This window comes from Roseobacter sp. HKCCA2468 (assembly GCF_037805105.1).
In the GTDB taxonomy this organism is placed as follows: domain Bacteria; phylum Pseudomonadota; class Alphaproteobacteria; order Rhodobacterales; family Rhodobacteraceae; genus M30B80.
Map to the genome: position 1 here is coordinate 1,119,242 of NZ_JBBLYN010000001.1, position 25,850 is coordinate 1,145,091.

A 25,850-nucleotide genomic window follows, 5' to 3' on the forward strand; every position below is an offset into this window, starting at 1 on the left:
ATACCCCTGCTGCTTACGATTTCTGGAACATGGCGAGCATCCGCCGTGTCACGAGGAAGCCGCCGAAAATATTAACTGCAGCCATAAAGATACCAAGGGCCGCCAAGATCGTGATCAGCGCAGAGCTCGAGCCGATTTGCATCAGCGCGCCCAAGATCACAATCGAGGAAATCGCATTGGTCACCGCCATCAAGGGCGTGTGAAGGCTGTGCGCCACGTTCCAGATAACTTGGAACCCGATGAACACTGACAGCACAAAGACGATGAAGTGCTGCATGAAGCTTGCAGGCGCAATCAAACCCACGCCCAAGACCAACGCGGCACCAATCGCCAGAAGGGTAACTTGGCTCTTCGTCTGCGCCTTGAAGGCGGCGATCTCTTGCTCCCGCTTTTCTTCGGGCGTCAGTTCTTTGGGCTTTTCACGCTTCTGCGCGGCAATAGCCGCCACTTTGGGTGGGGGCGGTGGGTAAGTGATCTCACCGCCAAACACCGCAGTTGCCCCGCGGATCACGTCATCCTCCATGTTGTGCACAACCTGCCCATCCTTTTCGGGGGTGAGATCGGCCAACATATGGCGGATATTCGTGGCATAGAGGGTTGAGGATTGCGCCGCCATACGGCTAGGGAAATCGGTGTAGCCGATAATCACCACGCCATTATCGCTGACAATCCGCTCATCTGCCTTGGTCAATTCACAATTGCCGCCCCGTTCTGCGGCCAGATCGATGATCACCGAGCCAGGCTTCATGCTTTCGACCATGTCTTTGGTCCACAGCAATGGCGCAGGGCGGCCTGGGATCAAGGCCGTGGTGATCACGATATCCATATCTGGCGCGATCTCGCGGAATTTGGCCAATTGCTTGGCTTGGAACTCAGGACTTTGGGGAGGGGCATAGCCACCAGTCGCCGCCCCATCGGGCAATTCGTCATCTGAGAATTCAAGGAATACGAATTCCGCGCCCATGGATTCAATCTGTTCTGCAACTTCGGGACGCACGTCAAACGCATAGGTGATTGCGCCCAAAGATGTGGCCGTGCCGATGGCGGCTAGGCCCGCAACGCCTGCACCAACGACCAAAACCTTTGCAGGGGGAACCTTGCCTGCGGCAGTCACCTGACCTGTGAAGAAGCGGCCAAAGTTATTGCCTGCCTCAATCACCGCGCGATAGCCTGCGATATTCGCCATTGAGGAGAGCGCATCCATTTTCTGCGCACGGCTGATGCGGGGCACCATATCCATTGCGATCACATTGGCACCTTTACTGCGGGCCAATTCCATCAACGCCTCATTCTGGCCGGGCCAGAAGAATGAAATCAGGGTCTGCCCCTCGCGCAAGCGCTTGACCTCAGCCTCTTGGGGCGGGCGCACTTTGATCACAACATCCGAAGCTTTGCACAAGGCCGCCGCTGTTTTCACAACGCTGACGCCAGCCGCCTTGTAAACTGCGTCTGAAAAGCCAGCTGCTGCACCCGCACCTGTTTCGATCACGCATTCATGGCCAAGCTTCTGCAATTGCGCCGCGCTGTCGGGTGTCATCGCAACCCGCGCTTCGCCCTGTTCGATTTCTTTTAAAGCGCCAATTTTCACGCTACATTCCCTCCAGTTTTTGGTGGCTCCCGCCCCCATAACAACTGCCGCAGATGGATACAACGGCCCAATCCGCGACATAATATTTCGTATACAACCGCATACCGCGCAATATCTGTTCAAAACAAGAATTGGCTCAAGTTTCGGCAATGTCCAGAGGCAGAACGCAGCCGCGCCAGATCAATTGACCTCAACGGGCAGATGCGGCAGCAATTCGAAAAGAGGAGAGGCCAAGATGACAGATTTCACCAAAACCCGTGCGGCGTTCCATATTCCCGATGGGGTGATCTATCTTGATGGCAATTCCCTCGGCCCCCTGCCCTTGGCGGCACAAGCAGCAGCCAGCCAGACCTTGACCGACCAATGGGGTGAGATGTTGATCACCGCATGGAACCGCGCAGGCTGGATTGATCTGCCGCGCAAATTGGGGGATCGCATCGCACCGCTGATTGGGGCTGAGCCTGAAACAGTTCAAGTGGGCGATACATTATCCTTGAAACTTTATCAGGCACTTGGGGCCGCTTTGGCGATGACAGATCGCAAGGTGATCCTAAGCGATCAGGGCAATTTTCCGTCCGATCTCTATATGGCCGAAGGGTTAATCCAAACCATGGGCCAAGGCCACGAACTGTGCTTGGTTGCACCCGAAGCCGTGGAAGCGGCGCTCAGTGACGAGATCGCCGTGCTGATGCTGACCCAAGTTGATTATCGCACAGGCCGCAGGCATGACATGGCGCGCCTGACGGCTCGGGCACATGAATTGGGGATTATCACAATCTGGGATTTGGCCCATTCGGCGGGGGCGTTTCCCGTGCATCTGGCGCAAACAGGCGCGGATTTTGCGGTTGGATGCAGCTATAAATACCTCAATGGCGGGCCAGGGGCGCCCGCCTTTATCTATATCGCCCCGCAGTATCGTGACCAAGCGCATACCGTTCTCAACGGGTGGCTTGGGCACGCGACACCCTTTGCATTTCCGCTAGACTATACACCCGCCACAGGGGTGGATCGGATGCGGATTGGCACCCCTGCAGTGGTGCAGATGCAAATCCTAGATGCCGCCCTTGATGCGTGGCAGGGGGTTGATCTGAATGATCTGCGTGCGGCCTCAGTCGCGCTTTCTGAGCGTTTGATTACGGGCATTGAGGCCAATTGCCCTGATTTGCGCCTCGCAAGCCCCCGCGACCCCGAGCAACGCGGCAGTCAGGTTTCATTTCATTTTCAAGACGCTTATGCCCTTTGCCAAGCTCTGATCGCGCGCAGTATCATCGGAGACTTCCGCGCGCCCGACATTCTGCGATTTGGAATTGCGCCGCTTTACATCGGCACGGCTGAAATTGACGCAGCCATTGGCGCAATTTCGGAAATCATCAAAGGCCGGCTTTGGGATCGCCCCGAATGGAAGATACGCAACGCAGTGACCTAAGGCTGCCTGATTGCATACCGCTGTGTGCAGATAAACCTTTAAAATACAAATAAATTTTTGGTTTACATATCCAAAAATTTTCGTCAGTTTGAAGTATCTTCCCCCCGCCTGAAAGGCGTGACGGCATATGCTACAAGATCATCCGCTGCGCTATGCGCTTGCCAATGAGTTGCACGCGCGGCCCTTTCCTTCGCTGAACGCGCCTTCGCAGGCTTTGTTCCTCGCGATCAAACAGCCGCAAAATGCCGCCAAGCGCGACCGCGCTCTTGATCGCGCGCATCTTATCGCGCTGCTTGATCGGTTTGGCGCCGCGCATCCGCAGCCTGATGCCACCCATTATTTCGGTGATATGGGCAAGTTCCGTATCAAATGGGAGATGCACACGGAATTTGTGACCTATACCGTCTTTGTGGACGGGCCAGAAACACGCGCCTTTGATCCTGAGCTGTGGCAGGTCTTTCCCGAGGCGTGGCTAAAATCCGCACCCGGTGCGCGGATCACATCCCTGCATATTCGCGTGGCCAATGCCCCAAGCGATGCCCAAATCGCACAAGAGATTGACGAGTGGTTCGTTCCAGAAAGCCTTGCCGTCAGTTCGGTTCTCGATGGAAGTGCTGTGATTGCGGGCGATTTTCGCATTGATAGCGGCGGGCATATGCGCTTTGCCGTGTTTGTGGATAGCGAGACAGGTCAACGGCGTATCGGCCGCGTGGTACAGCGTATTTGCGAAATCGAAACCTATAAAACCATGTCCATGCTCGGCCTTCCGCGCGCGCGCGATATTGGCGCAAGGATGGGAGAGTTGGACGAAACCCTGTCGCAACTTGTCGCTGATATGAATGGTGACTTGGCACAGCCCGAAGACACGCTTGATCAACTTCTCTCCATCGCCGCGGAATTGGAGAAATTACAATCCGAAAGCGCGTTTCGCTTTGGGGCCACCACCGCCTACAACGCGCTCGTCAATCAACGCATCAATGTGCTGCGCGAAGAGCGGTTCGCGGGGCGGCAAACCTTTGCGGAATTTATGATGCGCCGCTTTGACCCCGCCATGCGAACCGTCAAGGCGAATGAAAACCGCCTGCAACAGATCACAGATCGCGCCATTCGCGCGGGCGATTTGTTGCGCACACGGGTCGATGTGGGACGGTCTGCGCAGAACCAATTGCTGCTGGAAAGCATGAACAAACGCGCGGATCTGCAGTTGCGGCTGCAAAAAACGGTTGAGGGTCTTTCGGTCGTGGCCATCAGCTATTACGCCATCAATCTGGTGGCCTATCTTTTGGCCCCTTTGTCCGAACCTTTGGGGATTTCCAAAACCACACTCACAGCCGCTGCGGTGATCCCTGTGATCGGGCTTGTCTGGTTTGTGATCAACCGCCTGCGCCGCCATATCGAATGAGGGCTTGCGCAGGGTTTATGCGCTGATTTAGGCTCGCGCACATGAACACGACCGCGCCTTTAATCGACCCATTTGCCCGCGCGATTTCCTATCTGCGCGTCTCCGTCACGGATCGCTGCGATTTTCGCTGCGTCTATTGCATGGCGGAGAATATGACATTCTTGCCCAAGGCCGAATTGTTGAGCTTGGAGGAGCTGGATCGGCTTTGTTCCAGTTTCGTCAATCTTGGGGTCAAGAAACTGCGGATCACAGGCGGGGAACCCTTGGTGCGCCGTGGCATCATGACCTTTTTCGAGGCGATGGGACGGCATCTGGAAACAGGCGCGCTCGAGGAATTGACCCTCACCACCAATGGCAGCCAACTCAGCCGCTTTGCGCAGCCGCTTTATGATTTGGGGATGCGGCGGATCAATGTGTCGCTTGATACGCTGAAGGATGACAAATTCGCCGCCATCACCCGATGGGGCCGCCTGCCCCAAGTCCTCGCGGGGATTGAGGCCGCGCGCGCCGCGGGTCTGCGCGTCAAAATCAATGTGGTGGCCCTTAAAGGGTTCAATGAGGATGAATTATTCGACATCCAATCCTGGTGCGCGCAGCACGATATGGATCTCACTTTCATCGAGGTGATGCCAATGGGCGATCTGGGAAATGAAGACCGCCTAGACCAATATTGGCCCCTGTCAGATTTGCGCGCGCGTCTCGCCACGCGCTTTACCCTGACCGATCTGACAGAACGCACAGGCGGCCCTGCCCGCTATGTCCGCCTTGAGGAGACAGGGCAGAAAATCGGGTTCATCACGCCGCTCACACATAATTTCTGCGAAAGCTGCAATCGCGTGCGCCTGACCTGCACGGGGCAGCTCTATATGTGCTTGGGGCAAGAGGACATGGCCGACCTGCGCGCGCCCTTGCGCAACAGCGATGATGACGCGCTTCTGCAAGAGGCAATCCGCAATGCCATCGCCCGCAAACCCAAGGGCCATGATTTCGACTATTCCCGCCAAAAAGTGGCAGGTCAGATGTCACGGCATATGAGCCATACCGGGGGGTAGGTTTACCCCTTCAGCCCACCGCCATCCGCCGCTCTACAATCTCGGCCCACCACGAACATCCTGCGGGGATGGCTTCATCGTTGAAATTGTATTTTGGGTGATGCACGCCTGCGCTGTCACCATTGCCGACCAGAATATAGGCCCCCGGGCGGGAATTGAGCATGAAGGCGAAATCTTCGCCACCCATGATCAGCGGCGCTTCGACACAATCGCCTGAAACGGCGCGGGCGACTTCGGCGGCGAATTCGGTTTGCTCGTCCGAATTGATCATCACAGGATAGCCGTGGTGATATTGCACTTCAGCCTGCCCGCCAAAGCCCTCGGCGGTGGATTTGGCAATCGCGGTAATCCGCGCTTCGGCCAATTCGCGCAGATCAGGGTCAAGCGTGCGCACCGTGCCGCGCAGATGGATTTTCTCAGGGATCACGTTATAGGCCTCGCCCGCGCTGTGCATCGCCGTCACCGACACCACCACCTGTTTCACAGGGTCGGCATTGCGGCTGGCGATGGTTTGCAGGGCAAGCACCAGATGGCTGCCCATCACCACAGGGTCAATCGTGTCTTGCGGTTTGGCGGCATGGCCCCCTTTGCCCGTCAGGTAAATATCGAATTGATCGGTCGCGGCGAAAAATGGGCCGGAGCGGATCGCGAATGCGCCCGTAGGCATCCCCGGCCAATTGTGCATCCCGTAGACCTCTTGGATGCCGAAGCGCTCCATCATCCCGTCATCAACCATTTCGCGGCCGCCACCGCCGCCCTCTTCGGCGGGTTGGAAGATGATGGCAACTGTGCCATCAAAATTGCGCGTCTCAGCCAGATATTTTGCGGCACCAAGCAACATGGCCGTGTGCCCGTCATGGCCGCAGGCATGCATTGCACCGGGTGTTTTCGAGGCATAATCAAGCCCCGTTTCCTCATGGATCGGCAGGGCATCCATATCTGCGCGCAACCCGATGCAGCGGCCCGATGCAGTGGATTTGCCTTTGATGATGCCCACAACCCCTGTGCGCCCTAAGCCCGTAACCACCTCGTCACAGCCAAATTCGCGCAACCGCTCGGCCACCACAGCCGAGGTGCGATGGGTTTCAAACAGGATTTCTGGGTTCTCGTGCAGATCGCGCCGCCACGCGGTGACTTCGGGCAGCAATTCGGCAAAGCGGTTTTTGATCGGCATAAGAGGCCCCTTTCTTGAGCATAGGTTGTCTCACGAAAACTATAGCCCGCCGAGATAGGGCAGCAAGCGGATTCCCACCGCCCCGTTACGGGAGCGGCTTAACCTGCGCCTTGCCATCGGCCAGTTCAACCTCAACCTCGGACGCCGTGCGCAAAGCCGCGGTTGTGGTGATCAACCCCGTCTCATTGCGCAACACCGCATAGCCACGTTTGAGCGTTGCCGTGTAGCCGAGGCTTTGCCGCATCCGTTCAAGGGCATTCAGTTTTTGCTGTGCATCTGCAATCGCGCGGCTCAGAACCGAGGGGCGCAAATTGGCGCAAGCGCGCTCATAAGGCAGGCGCTTTTGCGCCAAAGCACGATCCAAGGCAGGTACCAGTCGCGCGCCCACAGTTTGCACATGATGGCTGCGGGTTTGCACGGATTGCACCAATGCAGGCTCAAGCCTGTCTGCCACGCGATCAAGGCGCTGCTGCGCAGTCTCAAGCAGTGACGCGGGGCGCGGCAAGGCCCGCGAGAGATCCGCCAGTCGCACACGGCGCTGCGTGACACCCGCCTGCGCCCCCCGCGAGAGGCGCGCGCCGCAATCTTGAACCCAAGTGAGGATATCCATCCGCACAGGCACCGCACGCTCGGCCGCAGCGGTCGGTGTGGGCGCGCGATAATCGGCTGCAAAATCGATCAAGGTGGTATCGGTTTCATGCCCCACAGCGGAGATCAAGGGGATCCTGCTTTCGGCTGCGGCGCGCACCACGATTTCCTCGTTGAACCCCCACAGGTCTTCAAGGCTGCCCCCGCCCCGCGCCACGATGATCAAATCAGGACGGGGTATGTGCCCCCCTGCGGCGATGGCGTTAAACCCCCGAATGCCTGCCGCCACTTCTGGCGCACATTTCTCTCCCTGAACCGCGACAGGCCAGATCACGACCTGCCGTGGGAAACGATCCCGCAGGCGGTGCAAAATATCGCGGATCACCGCCCCAGAGGGCGAGGTAACCACACCGATCACCTCAGGCAAAAAGGGCAGCTCTTGCTTGCGCGCGGCATCAAATAAACCCTCAGCAGCCAGTTTCATACGGCGCTGTTCCAACATCGCCATCAAGGCACCCGCCCCTGCAGGGCGCATATCCTCGATCACCAATTGATATTTCGATTGGCCTGCAAAGGTCGTCATGCGCCCCGTGGCGACAACCTCCATCCCCTCTTCGGGTCTGTGGGATAGGCGCGCGGCTGTGCCCTTCCAGATCACGGCATCCAAATTTGAGCGATCATCTTTCAAGGTCAAATAGATATGACCAGAAGCAGGGCGCGAAATACGGCCCAATTCGCCGCGCACGCGGATATGCGAGAACTCTCCCTCAATCATGCGCTTGACCGCGCCAGAAAGCTCGGTGACAGAGAACTCGGGCGCGTTTCCGCCCTCGGCTTCTTCGATCAAATCCGACATCTGCCCCTCATCCCTTGGGTTGGCTTGCGTTGATTTCCCTCGCAGCTTAGAACGCGGCAACGAAAAGGCCAAGTGGAGCGGATGCGATGAATATCTTGATTTTGGGCAGTGGTGGCCGTGAACACGCGTTGGCTTGGGCGGTTCTGCAAAACCCCAAATGTGATACGTTGATCGTTGCCCCTGGCAATGCGGGGATCACCCAAATCGCCGCTTGTGCTGATATCGATATTCTTAACCCGCAGGCGGTTGTGGATTTTGCTGCCGAAAACGCGATTGATTTTGTGATTGTTGGGCCCGAAGCCCCCTTGGCCGAGGGCGTGGTAGATGCCTTGTCACAATCGGGCATCTTGGCTTTCGGCCCAAGCCGAGAGGCGGCGCGGCTTGAGGCCTCCAAGGCCTTTACCAAGGAAATCTGTGATGCGGCCAAGGCACCGACTGCCGCCTACGCGCGGTTCACCGATGCAGCATCCGCGCGGGACTACGTCACAGCACAAGGCGCGCCCATTGTGGTCAAGGCCGATGGTTTGGCGGCGGGCAAAGGCGTAATCGTAGCGATGACCCTGACCGAGGCGTTAGACGCGATTGACGATATGTTTGGCGGCGAGTTCGGCGATGCAGGTGCCGAGGTGGTGATCGAAGAGTTCATGGAAGGTGAAGAAGCCAGTTTCTTCATTCTATCTGATGGCGCATCCATCCTGCCTATTGGCACGGCCCAAGATCACAAACGCGCCTTTGACAATGATGCGGGGCCGAATACGGGTGGCATGGGAGCCTATAGCCCTGCCCCCGTCCTAAGCGATGAAATCGCCGCGCGCGCCTTGCGCGAGATTGTTCAGCCCACGATTGACGAAATGGCCAAGCGCGGCACGCCCTATCGCGGTGTACTTTATGCAGGGTTGATGATCAAAGACGGCCAAGCACGCTTGGTCGAGTATAATGTGCGCTTTGGTGATCCTGAATGTCAGGTGTTGATGATGCGCCTCGGCGCGCAGGCCTTAGATCTGATGGTGGCTTGCGCGGAACAGCGGCTTGACCAAATGTCGGTCAACTGGGCCGAGGATCACGCGCTGAGCGTTGTGATGGCGGCAAATGGCTATCCCGGATCATATGATAAAGGCAGCGTGATCAACGGGCTTGAGGCGTTGACGCAAGATAGCAACCACATGGTATTTCACGCAGGCACCAAGGAAATGAATGGCGCAATCACAGCCGCAGGGGGGCGCGTTTTAAACGTCACCGCCCGTGGTGAAACCTTGGCCGAGGCCCGCAGCCGCGCCTATGACATGGTCAATAAAATTGATTGGCCTGACGGGTTTTGCCGCTCAGACATCGGATGGAGGGCGCTGTAGCACAGCGCGCCTCCGATGCCGTCACAGCTTGGAGAGCTTGTTTTGCAATTCCGCAAGCTGGCGTTTGATCTGGCTCAGTTCGTCCTCTTCGCTCGCAGGGGTGGGAGTGTCTTCCTCCTCTGCGCTCGGGCCTGACCACCCTTTGCCCAAACCACCAGTCATCGCCTTCATGAAGGCTTCTTGTTGGGCGCGCATGGCCTCGAACCCGGGCATGGAGGCCATCGGGTTAATCGCGCTCATGTTTTCCATCATCGCGGATTGGCCCTGTTTGAGCATATCAAAGGACATCGCGAGAAAATCGGGAACCACGCTTTGTGCTTGGCTTGTGTAACTGCGCACCAAGTCATTCAGCACGGCGATTGGCAAAACACTTTCGCCGCGTGATTCATGTTCTGCGATAATCTGCAACAGAAATTGGCGGGTCAGATCATCCCCTGATTTCAGGTCAACAATCTTCACCTCGCGCCCTGCGCGGATGAACCCCGCAATATCATCAAGCGTCACATAATCGGAGGTCTCAGTATTATAGAGCCTGCGGCTGGCATAGCGTTTGATCAATAAAGGCTCTTGTGCCTGTGCCATTTCATCCTCCCTGACTTACTGTCGCGCGTTCACCCTAGGGATCAGCCTAAGCAGTCGCAGAAAAAAAACAATAATTGTTTTGCAGATGCAAAAAGGGCAGGCGGTGAGGCCTGCCCTTCTTGGGAGCGCGTTGGAAGGGAGGATACCAACGCGGCACAGAAATCTGGAGCTTATGCAGCTGCAGTTGCTGCTTTCTTAGCTGCTGCAGTAACTTCGGCAGTTGCTTTTTTAACAGCTGCAGAAGCTTCTTCAGTTGCAGATTTGCCTGCAGCCATCATCAACTCAACAGTGTCCATCTGAACTTTTTTCGCAACTTCAGCGAAAGCAGCCATGTTTTCAGCTGCGATTTCTGCTTGTGCAGAAGCGAAATCGGTCAGGGCTTTGCTGTAGTCAGCAGGCTCTTCTTTAACTTTGGCAACATCGCCGAGTTTCGCGATGGTGTCTTTTGTCCAACCTGCTTGGATCTCAGCGGATTTCTCAGCGGCTTCAAGAGCAACTTTCGAGAACTTCTCGCCCATCGCGGCAGAGTTTTTGAACGCATCGGTCATTGCCGACATGTCCATTGGGTAAGCCTTCATCATGTCCTGAAGAACTTTTGTGAATTCGTTTGCGGCGGTTTTTGCCATGGTCTCTACTCCAAAAAATATCGCGTGTTTCGCGGGCTGCGTTTGCTGCATATGCAGTATATGTCATGCTGCGCTGCAGCAAGTCAAGCATTTTTCTGCACCGCAGCAAAGGCCAAAAATTTTATGGATTATCAGAGTTCTGGCGTTTCCTTGACATAGGTGCCGGGGGCTTGCGCCAATATTTTATAACCCGACTCACCCAAGCTGCGCGCGGCAACGCGCTTTCCCGAATGGGTGCGCAACCATGCTTCCCATCGAGGCCACCATGACCCTTCGTGGAATTCAGCCTGCTCGCGCCAGTCTTTCACGGAAAGGCTAAGGTCATCATTTGTATAGTGACCATATTTCTTTTTGTTGGGCGGATTGATGATCCCCGCGATATGGCCCGATTGGGACAGGATAAAGGTTTTATCCTTTGACCCCATTTTTTGCACACCGCGATAGCTGTCCTTCCACGCCGCAATGTGATCCGCCTCGCAGGCAATGGCGCAAAGCGGCAGGTCGACATCACTGACCTTGAGCTTCTTTCCCATCAATTCAAACGTGCGCTCAGCAAAATCATTGCTTTGGCAAAGACCTCGCAAATATTGCACGGTCATCTTGCCAGGCAAATGCGTCCCGTCACCATTCCAGTAAAGCAGATCAAAGGCGGGCGGGGCCTCGCCCATCATATAGCTGCGCACCGCAGGGCCGTAGATCAAATCCTTGGCGCGCAAAAAGCTAAAGGTCTTGGCCATATATTTGTTATCAAGCACACCATCTTCGGCAACCTGCCGTTCGATGGCATCGACAAAGTCATTTTGCAGAAAGACCGTAAATTCACCCTGATCGGAAAAATCCGTCAGCGTGGTGAAGAAGGTTGCCGATGAGATCGGCTTTTGGCGGCGTTTTTTCAGCAGCGAGAGCGTGAGGCTGAGGGTGGTGCCTGCAATGCAATAGCCCACCGCATTGACCGCCTTACTCCCCGTGACCTCTTTGGCGACGTCAATAGCCTTGAGATAGCCTTTCTCGATGTAATCTTCGAGGCCCTTATCGGAATAGGATTTATCAGGGTTCTTCCACGACACTACGAATAAGGTATAGCCTTGATCCACAATCCATCGGATCAAACTATTTTCGGGGCGCAAATCCATTACATAATATTTGTTGATCCACGGCGGGAAGATGATCACAGGTTTTTTGTAGACGGTTTCTGTGGTCGGCGCGAATTGCAGCAACTCCATCATTTCATTGCGATAGATCACGGCGCCTTTTGCGGTTGCGATATTCGTGCCCAATTCAAAGGCCGAACCATCGGCCAAGGTTGGCAAGATCTCACCCTTATGGGCCTCAATATCGCGCACGAGGTTCTCTAAGCCCTTCACAAGGCTTTCGCCCTCGGTTTCGACCGCACGCTCCAACGCATCTGGGTTTGTGGCCAGAAAATTTGTTGGTGCAAAAAGATCAACCATCTGTTTTGCAAAGAATTCGATTCTCTGTCGATCTTTATGCTCTAGCCCCTCAAGATCCTTCAAAGAGGCCTCTATGGCATTGGCCGAGATCATATATTGCTGTTTGACATAGTTAAAATAGGGGTGCGTTTTCCACAGCGGATTGGAAAAACGGCGATCATCTGGGGTGTTATCCTCGGGCGGCTCTAGCTTGCCTTGCGCAAGATTCTGTTGAGCTTCGGCGTAATGCGTGACGGAATCAGCCCAAAATTTGACCTGCCGCTCCATTAATTTTGCGGGGTTATTCACCAGTTCCGACCAATACGCCATGCTGGCTTTCATATAGAGATCGGGGCCTGGCCCATTCAGGCCAGGGTCGTTTTGGCCTTTATTTGCGAGGGCTTCAACCAAACGTTGGCTTAACTCTTCCACGCGTTTGAGATTGGTGTTTAACTTTTCTAAATGGTCACCCATGACCCTTGCCTCCTCGCGCGCGGATCGTCACTTTGCTTGATTTTATCCGATAAATGCTGCATTTGCATAGAGAGGCTTTACCAAGGTGAGGGGGTAGGGCTGATTTACCGCAGGGTGCATTGACGGCGCCCAAGCTCAATTTTGGAGATATGCATCCGATGCGACAGCTTCTCACCTATGATTTCATGGAAACCATGCGCGTGACCAATCAATGGCTTGGATCAACCGCGCGGGCGATGTGCTCCTATCCGCAATTCGGGCTTGTGGCCAATCCTGCCATCCAAATGACCGCCGCTTGGGGTGAGGTGATGGAGCGCAGTTTTGCGCGTATGGCGGTAAAACCTGATTGGGGCATTCGCTCCATCACACTCGGCGATGGCCGTGACCACGCTGTCAGTCCAAATGTGGTTCTTCCAAAACCTTTTGGCGATTTGGTGCATTTCGCTGTTGCCGGGCGCGAGGCTATGGCCCGCAAAGTGTTGTTGGTTGCCCCAATGTCGGGCCATTACGCCACGCTTCTGCGCTCGACCGTCATCAGTTTGCTGCCCGATTGTGATGTCTATGTCACCGATTGGCACAATGCCCGCGACATTCCTGTCAGCGCGGGCAAGTTCGATGTCGAGGATTACACCCTCTATCTGGTGGAGTTCATGCGCCACATGGGGCCAGACACCCATGTCATCGCGGTCTGCCAACCCGCCCCACTGACCTTAGCAGCGACCGCCTATCTGGCCGAGGAAGACCCCAAGGCACAGCCCCGCTCATTGACCCTGATTGGGGGGCCAATCGACCCAGAAGCCGCGCCAACGGATGTCACCGATTTTGGCAATCGCGTCACCATGGGCCAGTTGGAACAGTCCATGTTGCAGCGGGTGGGGTTCAAATATGCCGGCGCGGGCCGCATGGTCTATCCAGGCTTGCAGCAGCTTAGCTCGTTTATGGCGATGAATGCCGAAAAACACAGCCGCGCCTTCACCGAGCAGATCCTTCGTGTGGCCAAAGGCGAGGCATCTGACAATGACAAGCATAACCGCTTTTATGATGAATATCTTGCGGTGATGGATATGCCTGCGGAATTCTACCTCTCAACGGTGGATCGTATCTTCAAGAAGCGCGAAATTGCGAAAAATACCTTCACCGTTGCGGGTAAGCCTGTCGATATCGGCAAAATCACATCGGTTGCGGTGAAAACCGTTGAGGGCGGCAAAGATGATATTTCCGCACCGGGCCAATGTGTTGCAGCCCTAGATCTATGCACGGGCCTGCCAGACAGCAAAAAGGCGAGCCACCTCGAGCCTGATGCAGGCCATTACGGGATTTTTGCAGGCAAAAGCTGGCGCAACAATATCCGCCCGCTTGTTCTCGATTTCATTGACGCCAACAATAAGTCCGCGAAGATCAAAGCCGTCAGTTAAACCGCGCTTTCCAGCATTTCATCCAGCCTGCGCGCCAAAAGATCAAGGCAATGCGGGCTGGAAAAACGGTGATCCTCGCCTTTGACCAATTCCAAATGCAAATCATCGCACTGCAAATGCGCAAGAAGGCGCAAAGCCACCGCTTGATCTACCGCCTCATCCTCGGTGCCTTGGAAAAGGCGCACAGGGGCATCAATCACCAAAGGGCTGCGCAGAACCAAATTCTTGCGCCCATCCTCAATCATGCGCTTGGTGACGATCATCGGCTCCCCGTATTCTGAGGGCAGCGCGGTTTGCCCCTGCCCCATGACTTCAGCGCGTTGATCTTCGGAAAAACTGGCCCAAAACCCATCTTCAGTAAAATCAGGGGCAGCCGCGATGCCAATCAGCCCTGCAATCCGTTCGGGGTTTCGGCGCGCCATCAACAGTGAAATCCATCCCCCCATGGACGACCCCACCAAAACCACCCGCTTCGGGGCAAGGCGATCTAAAACCTCCGCGGCGTCTTCGGCCCAATCGCCAATACAGCCCTCGGTGAACGCGCCGCTGCTTTCACCATGGCCAGAGTAATCAAACCGCAAAAAAGCACGGCCACGGGATTTAGCATATTCCTCAAGGAATACGGCCTTGGTTCCCGCCATGTCTGAGCGCAAGCCGCCCAAAAACACCACCATCGGATGGGTGCCTTCTGTCAGATGATAGGCAATGCGGCGAGATTTCGCGGTGATCAGATGGTCGGGCATGGTTTCGCTTTCATGTGCAGGCATATGCCCCCTCCATGCCAAAAACCTGCCCCCCCGCGCAAGAGTTGACACCACATCAAAGCCGCGCCAAAAGACCAAGCAACACTTAACCCGCAACCGGGCGTTTCGTAGGCGCCAAACTGACGAGGAGCTATGGCGATGCCACAGATTTCCCTAACATTTCCCGATGGCAATTCCCGCAGCTACGAGGCTGGCGTGACAGCCGCCGAGGTGGCCGAAAGCATCGCAAGCTCGCTTGCCAAAAAGGCGATCAGCGCCACAGTGAACGGCGCGCATTACGATTTGGCTTGGCCAATTGATGCCGATGCCACAATCGCGATCAACACTATGAAGGACAATGACGCCGAAGCCTTAGAGCTGATCCGTCACGACTTTGCCCATGTGATGGCGCGCGCCGTTCAAGAAATCTGGCCAGATGTAAAAGTGACAATCGGCCCTGTCATCGAAAATGGCTGGTATTACGATTTCGACCGCAAAGAGCCCTTCACCCCAGATGATCTGGGTCGGATTGAAGCGAAGATGAAAGAGATCATCAACGCCCGCGATGCCGTGCGCACAGAAATCTGGGATCGCGCACGTGCAATCGCCCATTACGAAGCGGCAGGCGAACCATATAAGGTCGAACTGGTTGGGATGATCCCCGAAGATCAACCCGTGCGGATGTATTGGCACGGGGATTGGCAAGACCTCTGCCGTGGCCCGCATTTGCAGCACACGGGGCAATTGCCCGCTGATGCGTTTAAATTGATGAAGCTCGCAGGCGCATATTGGCGCGGCGACAGCAACCGCCCTATGCTGCAGCGCATCTATGGGGTGGCGTTCAAAAACCGCGATGACCTCAAGGCGCATCTGACTTTCTTGGAAGAAGCCGAAAAGCGCGACCACCGCCGCTTGGGCCGCGAGATGAACCTGTTCCATATGCAGGAAGAGGCCCCAGGTCAGGTGTTTTGGCACCCCAATGGGTGGCGCATATACACGGCGCTGCAAGATTACATGCGCCGCCGTCAGCAAGATGGCGGCTATGCAGAAGTTAACACCCCGCAAGTGGTTGACCGCCGTCTTTGGGAGGCCTCGGGCCACTGGGAAAAATACCAAGAGAATATGTTCATCGTGGAAGTGGACGAAGACCATGCCCGCGAAAAGGCCATCAACGCCCTGAAGCCGATGAACTGCCCCTGCCATGTGCAGATTTTCAATCAAGGCATGAAGTCCTATCGCGACCTACCCTTGCGGATGGCGGAATTTGGATCATGTAACCGATACGAACCATCAGGTGCATTGCATGGGATCATGCGGGTGCGCGGCTTTACCCAAGATGACGCGCATATCTTCTGCCGCGAAACGCAGATTGAGGATGAAACAAAGCAATTCATCGAGTTGCTTTCAGCGGTTTACAAGGATCTTGGGTTTGAGAAATTCCGCGTGAAATTCTCTGACCGTCCCGACACCCGCGCGGGCAGCGATGAGGTTTGGGACAAGGCCGAAGCGGCACTGAAATCCGCCACCGAAGCGGCGGGATATGCCTATGAGTTGAACCCCGGCGAAGGGGCATTTTACGGCCCGAAACTGGAATTCGTGCTGACCGATGCCATTGGGCGAGATTGGCAATGCGGCACGTTGCAGGTGGATTTCGTTCTGCCTGAACGTCTGGACGCCACCTATATCGGCGAGGATGGCGCGAAACACCGCCCCGTCATGCTGCACCGCGCAATTTTGGGCAGCTTTGAGCGTTTCATTGGCATCTTGATCGAGAACTTCGCAGGCCGCCTGCCCTTCTGGTTGGCCCCGCGTCAAGTTGTGGTTGCCTCTATCGTCTCCGAAGCGGATGGGTTTGTGGATGAGATTGTCGCACTGCTCAAAAAACGGGGCGTGCGCGCCGAGGCTGATAAGCGCAACGAAAAGATCAATTATAAAATCCGCGAGCATTCCACAGGAAAGGTGCCTGTGATTTTGGCCGTTGGACGCAAAGAGATGGAAGATCGCAGCGTGACCTTGCGCCGTTTGGGTGAAAACCAAACTTCCGTTCAGCCCTTAGATGCTGTGATCGATGCCTTGGTAGCCGAGGCGATTGCGCCTGATCTGCGCAGCTAATTTATAAAAGCGCGGCTTTTACATCCGCGCCCCATCCCAGATAGAGCGCCCCGTTATCCGCAAGGATGACGGGGCGTTTCATCAGCGCGGCATGGGTCGCCAATAGCGCCTTTGGGTCAGTGGCGCGCGTGGCCTCATCCAAACCACGCCATGTGGTGGATTTGCGATTAATGAGGGCATCCGCCCCAAATTCTGCCAAAAACTGCGAAATCTCAGCATCGCTCAACGGGGTTTCGCGCAGATCACGCAACACGGCGCTATGACCTGCAGCGGTCAATTCCTTCACCGCCTTGCGGCATGTGTCACAATTTTTCAGCCCAATAATCTGCATCTGTGCCTCTTTTTTATTCCATAAACCAAAGCATAGGGCCGCAGGCGCTGGGTTCCAGAGAGTTTTTCTTGATTTTTAGCAAAACCAAGGCACTCTCTTAGCGTGCCTCTAGGTCACCTGTTGAACTGCTTTTGAGACGGCAGCAAAGGTATGGTCATCGGCCCTGGCTGCACCCCACGCGCAGACACGCTTGTGGGATCGAGACTTGAGACAGGAAAGATACGAAAATGCCCACTGGCACTGTGAAATGGTTCAACACCACCAAAGGTTACGGGTTTATCGCGCCTGATGGCGGCGGCAAAGATGTGTTCGTGCATATCTCTGCAGTTGAACAAGCGGGGATGAAAGAATTAGCCGATAACACGAAAATCAGCTTTGAGCTTCGTGAAGGCCGTGATGGTCGCGCCTCTGCGGTCGATCTGAAAATTCTCTGACGTCAAAACCCCGCGCGCAAGGCAGCCACACCGCTTTGCGCGCATGGCCCCCTAGGCCGTGATGGCGCGCGCGATCATGACCCCACCCCATGCGGCAGCCCCTGTCAGCGTGGCGCCCCAAATCACATCCATCACCACCATTTGCGGGTGCCAGTCACGCATCACCGCCCAAGAGGTGAATTCATAGGTGCCATAGGCCACAAAGCCCAAAATTGCGCCATTGATCAGGGCAAGGCTTGGCGTATCTGCGCGCATCGCGGGGGTGGAGGCAAAGTAAAGAATGCCCCCCATATAGGTCAGATAAAACAAGATTGCAGGCAACAGGCGAAACCCACCTTCATAGAGCAAATCGCCAATATGCCGCGCAAAGACAGGCTGTAACACTGTGTTCAACATCACCGCATCGGCAATGAGGAAGATCAAAGATGTCGCCACAAAGAGGATTAAGAGGGTCATCAAGTGCCGCCTTTTCGCGCTACGTCCCGCATGGCATAAGTTAGCGGTGCTTTTGAATAAGGCAAAACCTTAGGCCCGCACCAATTCCCGCACCACGCACGCGGGGCCATCCTCGCGCAAGGAATGCCGCCACGCCTCGCGCCAATCACTTTCGGTGATCTCGGGGAAGTAGGCATCTGCCGCCTCAATCACCAAATCAACCTCGGTGACCAAAAGCCTGTCTGCCATCGGCAGCATTTGCGCATAAATCTGTGCACCGCCAATCCCGTAAATCCGCGGATACCCTGCGCTTCGGGCCAACTCAATCGCTGCATCCACAGAAGCGACCACCGTATCATGCAGCGTTTTATCACGGCTGACCACGATATTGAGGCGATTTTTCAGCGGCTTAAACGGTAGGCTCTCCCATGTGTTGCGGCCCATAATCACCGCCCCGCCCATTGTTTCACGTTGGAAAAAGGCCAAATCTTCGGGCGCGTGCCACGGGATTGTGTTGCCTTTACCAATCGCGCCGTTCTGCGCCCGCGCTACCACAAGTGAAATCATGACCGCCTCCCTAAACCGCCACAGGCGCTTTGATGGCGGGATGGGGATCATACCCTTCGATGATAAAATCATCGTAGCGGAAATCGAAAATCGACTCGACATCGCGCGCAAGCCGCAAGGTCGGCGCAGGGCGACTGTCGCGCGACAGCTGTTCTTTGACTTGATCCATATGGTTCGAATAGATGTGACCATCCCCAATGGAATGCACAAATTCACCAGGCTTATAGCCCGTGACGTGGGCCAGCATCACCGCAAGCAAGGCATAAGAGGCAATGTTAAACGGAACCCCTAAAAACATATCTGCCGAACGCTGATAAAGCTGCAGGCTCAGCCGCCCGTTCAAGATTTTCACCTGCCACAGCGTATGGCAGGGCGGCAGGGCCATTTGATCCACCTCGCCCGGGTTCCAAGCAGACACAATCAGGCGGCGGCTGTCAGGCGTGCGTTTGATCATCTCAACCAAATTCGAAATCTGATCAACCGATCCAATCGACACGGCGCCATCTGCGCCACGCGCAACCTTTGGGAAATGTCGCCATTGGTGGCCGTAAACAGGGCCAAGATCGCCCTTTTCATCGGCCCATTCATCCCAGATGGAAACGCCATTTTCTTTGAGATAGCCGATATTCGTGTCGCCCGCGAGGAACCATAACAACTCGTGAATAATGGATTTCAGATGCAGCTTTTTGGTTGTGATGAGCGGGAAAGTTTCGCTCAAATCGTAGCGCGCTTGCAGGCCGAAATAGCTGCGCGTGCCCGTGCCTGTGCGGTCGGTTGTATCCACGCCCTTTTCAAGGATCAGCGCCAATTGGTCATGATATTGCTGCATCGCCACACATCCACAGGTTGGGCCATCGTTACGCTATATATTGAAACGATTTTAGCACAAACCGCAATATCGGGTGGGGCATTTCTTGCCCCCGCCCCCTGTAATTCTGCAAATTTCACGCTAAGCTTGAAGCAACGCGAAATTTCACGAGGGAGACAGCCGTGGCAATCCGATATCTTCACACAATGGTGCGCGTCAAAGACCTTGAAGCAACCCAAAAATTCTTTGCGCTTTTAGGCCTAAAGGAGACGCGGCGCTCTGATTATGAAAGCGGGCGCTTCAGCCTGATCTTCATGGCCCCTGAAGGCCAAGAAGAATGTCCCGTTGAACTGACCTATAACTGGGATGGCGATGATGGGCTGCCATCAGATAGCCGCCATTTCGGGCATCTCGCCTATGAGGTGGATGATATCTACGCGATGTGTCAGCACTTGATGGATCATGGCGTGACAATCAATCGCCCCCCGCGTGATGGTCGTATGGCCTTTGTGCGTTCACCCGATAATATCTCGGTCGAATTGCTTCAAAAAGGGGCAGCACAAGAGCCCGCTGAACCATGGGCTTCGATGCCAAATATCGGGCATTGGTGAGGGCCGCCCTCATAATTGGGGTGGCTTTGCTGCTGCCCCAATCGGCCACAGCTTGCCGCTTGGCCTTGGCCCTTGGGTTGGATGCATCGGCATCGGTTGACAGTGATGAACACAGGCTGATGCGCGCGGGTCTTGCCAATGCGTTGACAAGCCCAGTCGTAATGACCGCACTGTTTGACGGCGCGGCACCTGTGGCCCTCTTGGTGTATGAGTGGTCAGGACGAAGGCAACAGCAGGTTTTGGTTGACTGGACGATCCTCGACACCCCAACAACCCTCACCGCTGTTGCTGCCGAAATTGTAGCCGCGCCGCGCGGGGATGATGAATTTCCAACCGCACTTGGATACGCGCTTGGCTTTGGAGCCACGCAATTAGCGGCCGCACCTGCCTGTGATTTTTATACGCTCGACATCTCTGGGGATGGTGAAAACAACGAGGGATTTCAACCAAGCCACGCTTTTGCCCATTTCCCCTTTGACAGCGTCACTGTGAACGGGTTGGCGATAGGGGGCGCGGCGGTTGATATTGTCGAATATTACCAACGCGAAATCCTGCGCGGGCCGGGTGCCTTTATCGAACAGGCGCGCGATTACCAAGATTTTGAAGCCGCCATGTTGCGCAAACTCGAACGCGAATTGCGCCCCATGATGTTGGGCGGCCTTTAATCCGCGCGCAAAAGACTTGGAAAGCCCCTAAATTTATGCAAATTATGTGTAAGTTTTGAGTATATCTTGGGTGATTTGCGCATGCTTGATCGAACTGACCGCCGCTTATTGCGTGCCTTGCAACAAAATGGCGCAATGACGGCGCAGGAGATGGGGCGGCATCTTGGTCTTTCGACCTCTCAAGCAGGGCGGCGGCGACAAAAGCTAGAACAAACAGGCGTGCTGCGCGCGGTCAGCATAGATATTGCACCAGAGGCCTGCGGCCTCTCCGTGCAGGCGTTTTTGACACTCACCCGCAGCGCCCATGATCCTGCCTTGATGGATGATTTCAAGCGATTGCTGCACAGCACCCCTGAAATCGTTTCAGCTTTTGATGTCACAGGCTCTGCAAACACAATCCTGCGCATTTGGTGCAGCGATCTAGACGCCCTACGCGAACTCATTGATACCATCATCTTACCCCATCCGATGGTCGAGAAACTGCACACCGAGATCGTGATGGCGCAAATCAAGCCAGACAGTGCCTTGCCGCTCTGATCCACTCGTGTCAAAGTTGCACTCAAGACGAACGCAACCTCCCCCACGCAAAGGACAGGCCGATGGAAAGCCTGCTTTTACAGGCGACAATCTATCTTTCTGCGATGGTGATCGCTGTGCCCCTGACCGTACGGTTTGGTCTGGGATCGGTCTTGGGGTATTTGCTTGCTGGCATCGCGATTGGCCCATTGATTGGGTATATCGGCTCGGACACAGATGATCTTCAACATTACGCCGAATTTGGCGTGGTGCTGATGCTGTTTCTGATCGGTTTAGAGCTAGAGCCGCGCAATCTTTGGGATATGCGGCAACGCTTGATTGGTTTGGGCGGGGCGCAGGTTGTTTTGACAACCTTCGCGCTTGCAGGGGTCGCGCTGCTCTTTGGCTTGCAATGGCAATTGGCCTTGGCAACAGGGATGATCTTGGCCCTGTCTTCGACCGCGATTGTGCTACAGACGCTCAGCGAAAAGGGACTGATGAAAACCAACGGCGGCCGCGGCGCGTTTTCTGTGCTTATGACCCAAGATATTGCAGTCATTCCGATGTTGGCGTTCCTTCCCCTTTTGGCCGTGTCGGGCAGTTTAAGTTTCGCGCAAGACGGCTCGATCCAACGCGCCACCGATACGGCGGATCATGGGGCCCATTCCTTCTCACTGGTCGAAGGATTGCCGGGATGGGGGGTGACGCTGGTCACAATTGCCGCCATCGCGCTTGTGATCCTTGCGGGGCATTTCCTATCCCGCCCCCTGTTCCGCTTTATCCACATGGCACGCTTGCGCGAGGTCTATACCGCGGTGGCCCTCGTGATCGTTGTTGGAATCGCAGCCCTGATGATCTTGGTGGGGCTTTCGCCCGCGCTTGGGGCGTTTATTGCGGGCGTTGTCCTTGCCAATTCCGAATTCCGCCATGAATTAGAGGCCGATATCGCCCCGTTCAAAGGCCTGCTCTTGGGGCTGTTCTTCATCACAGTGGGCGCAGGTATAAATTTCGGAACGCTATTTTCAGCGCCCCTGACAATCTTGGGTCTGACCTTGGGAATGATGGCCCTCAAAGGCGTGATCCTTTTGGCTATCGGCTTTGCCTTTGGAATGCGGAAAAAAGACCTGTCCCTCTTTACGCTTGGCCTTGCACAAGCGGGCGAGTTTGGCTTTGTTTTGATCTCATTCTCTGTTCAGCAATCGGTGATGACCGATGCGACCGGTCAAATGCTATTGCTGGTTGTGGCGCTGTCCATGCTGCTGACACCTTTGGCCTTCATCCTCTATGATCGGCTCGCCCATCGTTTGGCCGATACAGGCACCGCCCCAGAGGCCGATGAAATCGGGGAAACCGCGCCCATCATCATCGCAGGCGTGGGGCGGTTTGGGCAGGTGGTCAACCGTGTTGTCCAAGGCGCAGGGTTTAAGACGGTGGTGCTCGATGCCGATTTATCGGTCATCCAGCTGATGCGCGGCTTTGGCTTCAAGGCGTTTTTCGGTGACCCGACCCGCCCCGAACTCTTGACCGCGGCAGGGTTAGAAGAGGCCAAGGTTCTTGTCGTTGCGGTCGACAACAAGGAAAGCGCGGTGCGTCTTGTCACCTATGCGCGCCGCATCAGGCCAGATCTCCATATCACCGCACGGGCGCATGATCGGCTGCATGTCTACGAACTTTATAAGGCAGGTGCAGATCATATCGTGCGCGAGATGTTCGACAGCTCACTGCGGGCCGCGCGCTATGTGCTTGAGGATATGGGCCTGTCTGATTACGAGGCCCATGAAATGGAGGTGGCCTTTTACCGCCATGACCGCCAAAATCTGCGCGATTTGGCGGAACTGTGGAAACCAGGCGTGCCGATTGCCGAGAACCCCGCCTATATGGAACGCGCGCGCGAATTGAACGCGAACCTTGAGGCGGCGCTGCTCAGCGCATTAGACGAAGCCACGCGCGAGAACGCCAAGGGGGAAGGCCCGACAGATCGCCGCCGCGCGCGCGGTGATGCCAGCGCACTTTCGGGCAAGCTGTCACGTGGCGGTGCGCGGGATGCCTCTTAACCCGCGCTGACGCCAGCTTCAGCAAAGCTCGCCATGCCTGAGTGGCAGGCAAGCGCCCCTTTAAGAATTTGAATGGCCAAGGCGGCCCCGCTGCCTTCACCAAGACGCAACCCAAGGTTCAGCAAAGGCTCTTTGCCAATCGCGTCCAGCAATTTGCGATGCCCCCCCTCAGCCGAAAGATGGCCTGCCACACAATGATCCAATGCACCCTTTCGGGCCTGTTCCAAACAGGCGGCCGCCGCAGTGCAGATAAATCCATCAAGGATAACAGGGATGCAGTTTGCGCGCGCCGCAGCAAGCGCGCCCGCCATGGCAACAATCTCGCGCCCGCCCAAGCATCGCAAAGCCGTCAACGGATCGCTCCGCGCCTCAGGGTTCGCGGCAATCCCCCGCGCCACCACATCCGCCTTGCGCGCAAGGCCCGCATCATCCACACCCGTGCCGCGACCAACCCAATCGCCCCCAGTGCCACCAAACAGCGCGCAGGCCATCGCCGCAGCCGCAGTGGTGTTGCCTATCCCCATTTCTCCCACCACCAAAAGGTCAGAGGTTGGATCAACCGCCCCCCAGCCTGTTGAGAACGCAGCCAAAAATGCGGCCTCATCCATTGCAGGGCCTTGCGTGAAATCTGCGGTTGGCTGTTCCAGATCAAGCGCATGAACATCCATCTTCGCGCCAGAAAGCTTGGACAGTTGATTGATCGCTGCCCCACCTGCCTCGAAATTAGCAACCATTTGCACTGTGACCTCAGCGGGAAAGGCACTGACACCCTGAGCTGTGATCCCGTGGTTCCCTGCAAAGACAATGACCTGTGGGGCGTCAATTTGCGCGCGCGCATTGCCGCGCCACCCGCAATACCAGATTGCCACCTCCTCAAGCCGCCCCAAAGCGGCAGGCGGCTTGGTCAATTGGCCGTTGCGCAACTCGGCAGCCTCCAACGCGGTTGCATCAGGTTTGGGGGCTGCCGCAAGGGCCGCGTGAATATCGGAAAGGGTCTCAAATTGCATGACGAGCTTTGTCCACCAGATCAAAGGATTGCGTGCTGCCTCCCCTATCCGATAGACAATGGTGGGGACAACAGGAACATCGCAAGAATGACCCATAACTTTCTGCATGGAAACCGACCAAAACTAGGCGATATCGCCGTTGCCTTTGCGCTTTTGAGCCGCCTTTCCCTGCCCTTCAAACCCGATTACACGCGCGGCGCAGAGGCCGCATGGGCCTATCCGCTTGTGGGCGCGGCTATCGGCGCGATTGGGATGGGGCTTGGCGGTGCGGCTTTGGGGCTGGGCCTGCCGCTTAGCGTTGCAGGCATAATCGCGCTTGCGGCCCTCATCCTTAGCACAGGCGCAATGCATGAGGACGGTCTCTCGGATGTGGCTGATGGGTTTTGGGGCGGATGGAGTGTGGAAGATCGCCTGACCATCATGAAAGACAGTCATGTGGGCGTATACGGCGTCATTGCCCTGACCTTATCGCTGCTGCTTCGCGCAAGCCTAATTATCACGGTTTTACCTCAAGCCCCCCTTGCCCTGATTGCCATCGCCGCATTGAGCCGCGCGCCCATGGTCGTGCTGATGCGCTTTTTGCCCAACCCCCGCGCCGCGGGCCTGTCGCGCAGCGTGGGAACCCCGTCTAACGTCACCACGGGCGGCGCAGCTATTCTTGCCTGCCTGATAACATTGGGCCTCATCGAGCCGCTTTCGGGCCTCTTGGTAATTGGCGTTGCGGCCTTGGCGGCATTTGGCCTTGGTCTGCTGGCTAAGGCCAAAATCGGCGGGCAAACGGGGGATGTGTTGGGGGCAAGCCAACAGATCACCGAAATTGTCGCCTTGGCGACACTTGCATCTGTCTTATAACGAAAACGCCGCGCGAAGATCCCTTCACGCGGCGCATCGAATGTTTCAAGAAATGGCTTAGGCCGCGCGGGCGGTCAAAACCTCATCCACGCGCTGCTGCGCGCCGCGCTCATCCATGCCTTGCACGGCGGCCAACTCGCGGGTCAAACGCTCGAGCGCCGCCTCATACAGCTGACGCTCAGAATAGCTTTGCTCACGCTGGTCATCCGCACGATGCAAATCGCGCACCACTTCGGCAATTGCGATCAAATCGCCAGAATTGATCTTTTGCTCATATTCTTGCGCACGGCGCGACCACATGGCCCGCTTCACCCGCGCCTTACCCTTCAGCGTATCTAGCGCCTTGGACACGACATCGGGGCTCGACAGCGAGCGCATCCCGACCTCAGTGGCCTTTGCGGTTGGCACCCGCAGGGTCATTTTGTCTTTTTCAAACGAGATCACGAACAGCTCCAGATTGATGCCAGCAATCTCTTGCTCTTCAATCGAGATGATCTGACCCACACCATGGGCGGGATAGACCACATAATCATTGGGGCTGAATTCTTGCGATTTACGCGACTTGCTCATAAGCAGTGTTTCCTTTGCACGGGCCACCCACGGCAATCAGCCGAAAAAACCGCATGCAGAAAAGAGCTGCTTTTCTACATTGGCGATTGTTACGGAATGTGAGGCGATGGCCTAAGCCCGTGAATATGTTGGTTTGGGCAGTGATTCCAAAAAAGTTTGCAACAGCAATGTAACACAAAATTA

At 56.0% G+C, this 25,850-nt stretch carries 25 protein-coding genes; 12 read left to right on the forward strand and 13 right to left on the reverse strand.

Annotation, left to right across the window (positions count from 1 at the left end):
- Positions 1-13: 13 nt before the first annotated feature.
- The gene (locus AAC620_RS05610; RefSeq protein ID WP_340243287.1) at positions 14-1,588 is read right to left on the reverse strand and encodes a Re/Si-specific NAD(P)(+) transhydrogenase subunit alpha; all 1,575 of its coding nucleotides are present in this window, start codon (positions 1,586-1,588) and stop codon (positions 14-16) included.
- A 235-nt stretch (positions 1,589-1,823) separates the two neighbouring features.
- Here AAC620_RS05610 and kynU point away from each other — a divergent pair, with 235 nt between their 5' ends.
- The 3 genes from kynU to moaA all read left to right on the forward strand — a co-directional run bounded on the left by kynU (position 1,824) and on the right by moaA (position 5,468).
- Complete coding sequence (kynU, locus tag AAC620_RS05615) at positions 1,824-3,014, forward strand: kynureninase (protein WP_340243289.1); 1,191 nt, start codon at positions 1,824-1,826, stop codon at positions 3,012-3,014.
- A gap of 127 nt (positions 3,015-3,141) precedes the next feature.
- A complete protein-coding gene (locus AAC620_RS05620; RefSeq protein WP_317656175.1) occupies positions 3,142-4,416 on the forward strand; it encodes a DUF3422 family protein in 1,275 nt (424 codons plus the stop codon).
- 41 nt (positions 4,417-4,457) lie between these two features.
- Entirely contained in the window at positions 4,458-5,468 is a 1,011-nt protein-coding gene (gene moaA, locus AAC620_RS05625) for a GTP 3',8-cyclase MoaA (RefSeq protein WP_340243291.1), read from the forward strand.
- Positions 5,469-5,478: 10 nt separating this feature from the next.
- On the opposite strand, the gene AAC620_RS05630 is transcribed toward moaA, so the two are convergent.
- The gene (locus tag AAC620_RS05630) at positions 5,479-6,642 is read right to left on the reverse strand and encodes a M20 aminoacylase family protein (RefSeq protein WP_340243292.1); all 1,164 of its coding nucleotides are present in this window, start codon (positions 6,640-6,642) and stop codon (positions 5,479-5,481) included.
- Between the two features lie 85 nt (positions 6,643-6,727).
- The gene (gene xseA / locus AAC620_RS05635) at positions 6,728-8,086 is read right to left on the reverse strand and encodes an exodeoxyribonuclease VII large subunit (protein ID WP_340243294.1); all 1,359 of its coding nucleotides are present in this window, start codon (positions 8,084-8,086) and stop codon (positions 6,728-6,730) included.
- An 86-nt stretch (positions 8,087-8,172) separates the two neighbouring features.
- On the opposite strand from xseA, the gene purD reads away from it, so the two are divergent.
- The gene (gene purD / locus AAC620_RS05640) at positions 8,173-9,435 is read left to right on the forward strand and encodes a phosphoribosylamine--glycine ligase (RefSeq protein ID WP_340243296.1); all 1,263 of its coding nucleotides are present in this window, start codon (positions 8,173-8,175) and stop codon (positions 9,433-9,435) included.
- A gap of 21 nt (positions 9,436-9,456) precedes the next feature.
- On the opposite strand, the gene phaR is transcribed toward purD, so the two are convergent.
- The 3 genes from phaR to phaC form a co-directional block, all read right to left on the reverse strand.
- On the reverse strand, positions 9,457-10,017 hold the full coding sequence (gene phaR / locus AAC620_RS05645; RefSeq protein ID WP_340243298.1) for a polyhydroxyalkanoate synthesis repressor PhaR: 561 nt from the start codon (positions 10,015-10,017) through the stop codon (positions 9,457-9,459).
- Positions 10,018-10,187: 170 nt separating this feature from the next.
- Positions 10,188-10,643, reverse strand: a complete 456-nt coding sequence (locus AAC620_RS05650; protein ID WP_317656184.1) for a Phasin — start codon at positions 10,641-10,643, stop codon at positions 10,188-10,190.
- Between the two features lie 131 nt (positions 10,644-10,774).
- Positions 10,775-12,547 carry a class I poly(R)-hydroxyalkanoic acid synthase gene (gene phaC / locus AAC620_RS05655; RefSeq protein WP_340243300.1) on the reverse strand — a complete coding sequence of 591 codons (1,773 nt, stop codon included), beginning with the start codon at positions 12,545-12,547 and terminating at the stop codon, positions 10,775-10,777.
- Between the two features lie 158 nt (positions 12,548-12,705).
- Here phaC and phaZ point away from each other — a divergent pair, with 158 nt between their 5' ends.
- Positions 12,706-13,962: a polyhydroxyalkanoate depolymerase gene (gene phaZ / locus AAC620_RS05660; protein WP_340243301.1), complete on the forward strand. Its 1,257-nt coding sequence runs from the start codon at positions 12,706-12,708 to the stop codon at positions 13,960-13,962.
- Here the strand turns inward: phaZ and AAC620_RS05665 are convergent.
- On the reverse strand, positions 13,959-14,729 hold the full coding sequence (locus tag AAC620_RS05665) for an alpha/beta hydrolase (RefSeq protein ID WP_340243303.1): 771 nt from the start codon (positions 14,727-14,729) through the stop codon (positions 13,959-13,961). The two genes, phaZ and AAC620_RS05665, sit on opposite strands and share 4 nt — an antisense overlap.
- Before the next feature lie 135 nt (positions 14,730-14,864).
- Between AAC620_RS05665 and thrS the strand changes: the two genes are divergently transcribed.
- Positions 14,865-16,817, forward strand: coding sequence for a threonine--tRNA ligase (thrS, locus tag AAC620_RS05670; RefSeq protein WP_340243305.1), 1,953 nt, complete (start codon positions 14,865-14,867; stop codon positions 16,815-16,817).
- Position 16,818: 1 nt separating this feature from the next.
- On the opposite strand, the gene AAC620_RS05675 is transcribed toward thrS, so the two are convergent.
- Positions 16,819-17,148, reverse strand: a complete 330-nt coding sequence (locus AAC620_RS05675) for an arsenate reductase family protein (protein ID WP_340243306.1) — start codon at positions 17,146-17,148, stop codon at positions 16,819-16,821.
- Between the two features lie 227 nt (positions 17,149-17,375).
- Between AAC620_RS05675 and AAC620_RS05680 the strand changes: the two genes are divergently transcribed.
- A complete protein-coding gene (locus AAC620_RS05680) occupies positions 17,376-17,582 on the forward strand; it encodes a cold-shock protein (RefSeq protein WP_317656193.1) in 207 nt (68 codons plus the stop codon).
- A 51-nt stretch (positions 17,583-17,633) separates the two neighbouring features.
- Here AAC620_RS05680 and AAC620_RS05685 read toward each other — a convergent pair whose 3' ends face one another.
- The 3 genes from AAC620_RS05685 to AAC620_RS05695 form a co-directional block, all read right to left on the reverse strand.
- Positions 17,634-18,038 (reverse strand): DUF2177 family protein, encoded by a 405-nt coding sequence (locus AAC620_RS05685; RefSeq protein WP_340243309.1) that lies wholly within the window; start codon positions 18,036-18,038, stop codon positions 17,634-17,636.
- Between the two features lie 69 nt (positions 18,039-18,107).
- Positions 18,108-18,584 (reverse strand): dihydrofolate reductase, encoded by a 477-nt coding sequence (locus AAC620_RS05690; RefSeq protein WP_340243311.1) that lies wholly within the window; start codon positions 18,582-18,584, stop codon positions 18,108-18,110.
- Positions 18,585-18,594: 10 nt separating this feature from the next.
- Positions 18,595-19,413: a thymidylate synthase gene (locus AAC620_RS05695; RefSeq protein WP_340243313.1), complete on the reverse strand. Its 819-nt coding sequence runs from the start codon at positions 19,411-19,413 to the stop codon at positions 18,595-18,597.
- Between the two features lie 161 nt (positions 19,414-19,574).
- Between AAC620_RS05695 and AAC620_RS05700 the strand changes: the two genes are divergently transcribed.
- The 4 genes from AAC620_RS05700 to AAC620_RS05715 all read left to right on the forward strand — a co-directional run bounded on the left by AAC620_RS05700 (position 19,575) and on the right by AAC620_RS05715 (position 23,238).
- Positions 19,575-20,003, forward strand: coding sequence for a VOC family protein (locus AAC620_RS05700; protein WP_317656198.1), 429 nt, complete (start codon positions 19,575-19,577; stop codon positions 20,001-20,003).
- Positions 19,970-20,668, forward strand: coding sequence for a DUF1194 domain-containing protein (locus AAC620_RS05705; RefSeq protein ID WP_340243315.1), 699 nt, complete (start codon positions 19,970-19,972; stop codon positions 20,666-20,668). Before AAC620_RS05700 ends, AAC620_RS05705 begins: the two co-directional genes overlap by 34 nt.
- Before the next feature lie 81 nt (positions 20,669-20,749).
- Positions 20,750-21,205 (forward strand): Lrp/AsnC family transcriptional regulator, encoded by a 456-nt coding sequence (locus tag AAC620_RS05710; protein ID WP_340243317.1) that lies wholly within the window; start codon positions 20,750-20,752, stop codon positions 21,203-21,205.
- 62 nt (positions 21,206-21,267) lie between these two features.
- Positions 21,268-23,238 carry a cation:proton antiporter domain-containing protein gene (locus AAC620_RS05715; protein ID WP_340243318.1) on the forward strand — a complete coding sequence of 657 codons (1,971 nt, stop codon included), beginning with the start codon at positions 21,268-21,270 and terminating at the stop codon, positions 23,236-23,238.
- Here the strand turns inward: AAC620_RS05715 and cobT are convergent.
- Positions 23,235-24,245, reverse strand: a complete 1,011-nt coding sequence (gene cobT / locus AAC620_RS05720) for a nicotinate-nucleotide--dimethylbenzimidazole phosphoribosyltransferase (RefSeq protein ID WP_340243320.1) — start codon at positions 24,243-24,245, stop codon at positions 23,235-23,237. The two genes, AAC620_RS05715 and cobT, sit on opposite strands and share 4 nt — an antisense overlap.
- Positions 24,246-24,332: 87 nt before the next feature.
- On the opposite strand from cobT, the gene AAC620_RS05725 reads away from it, so the two are divergent.
- Entirely contained in the window at positions 24,333-25,097 is a 765-nt protein-coding gene (locus AAC620_RS05725; RefSeq protein WP_340243322.1) for an adenosylcobinamide-GDP ribazoletransferase, read from the forward strand.
- 57 nt (positions 25,098-25,154) lie between these two features.
- Here AAC620_RS05725 and AAC620_RS05730 read toward each other — a convergent pair whose 3' ends face one another.
- Positions 25,155-25,667, reverse strand: a complete 513-nt coding sequence (locus tag AAC620_RS05730) for a CarD family transcriptional regulator (RefSeq protein ID WP_317656207.1) — start codon at positions 25,665-25,667, stop codon at positions 25,155-25,157.
- Positions 25,668-25,850: the final 183 nt, after the last annotated feature.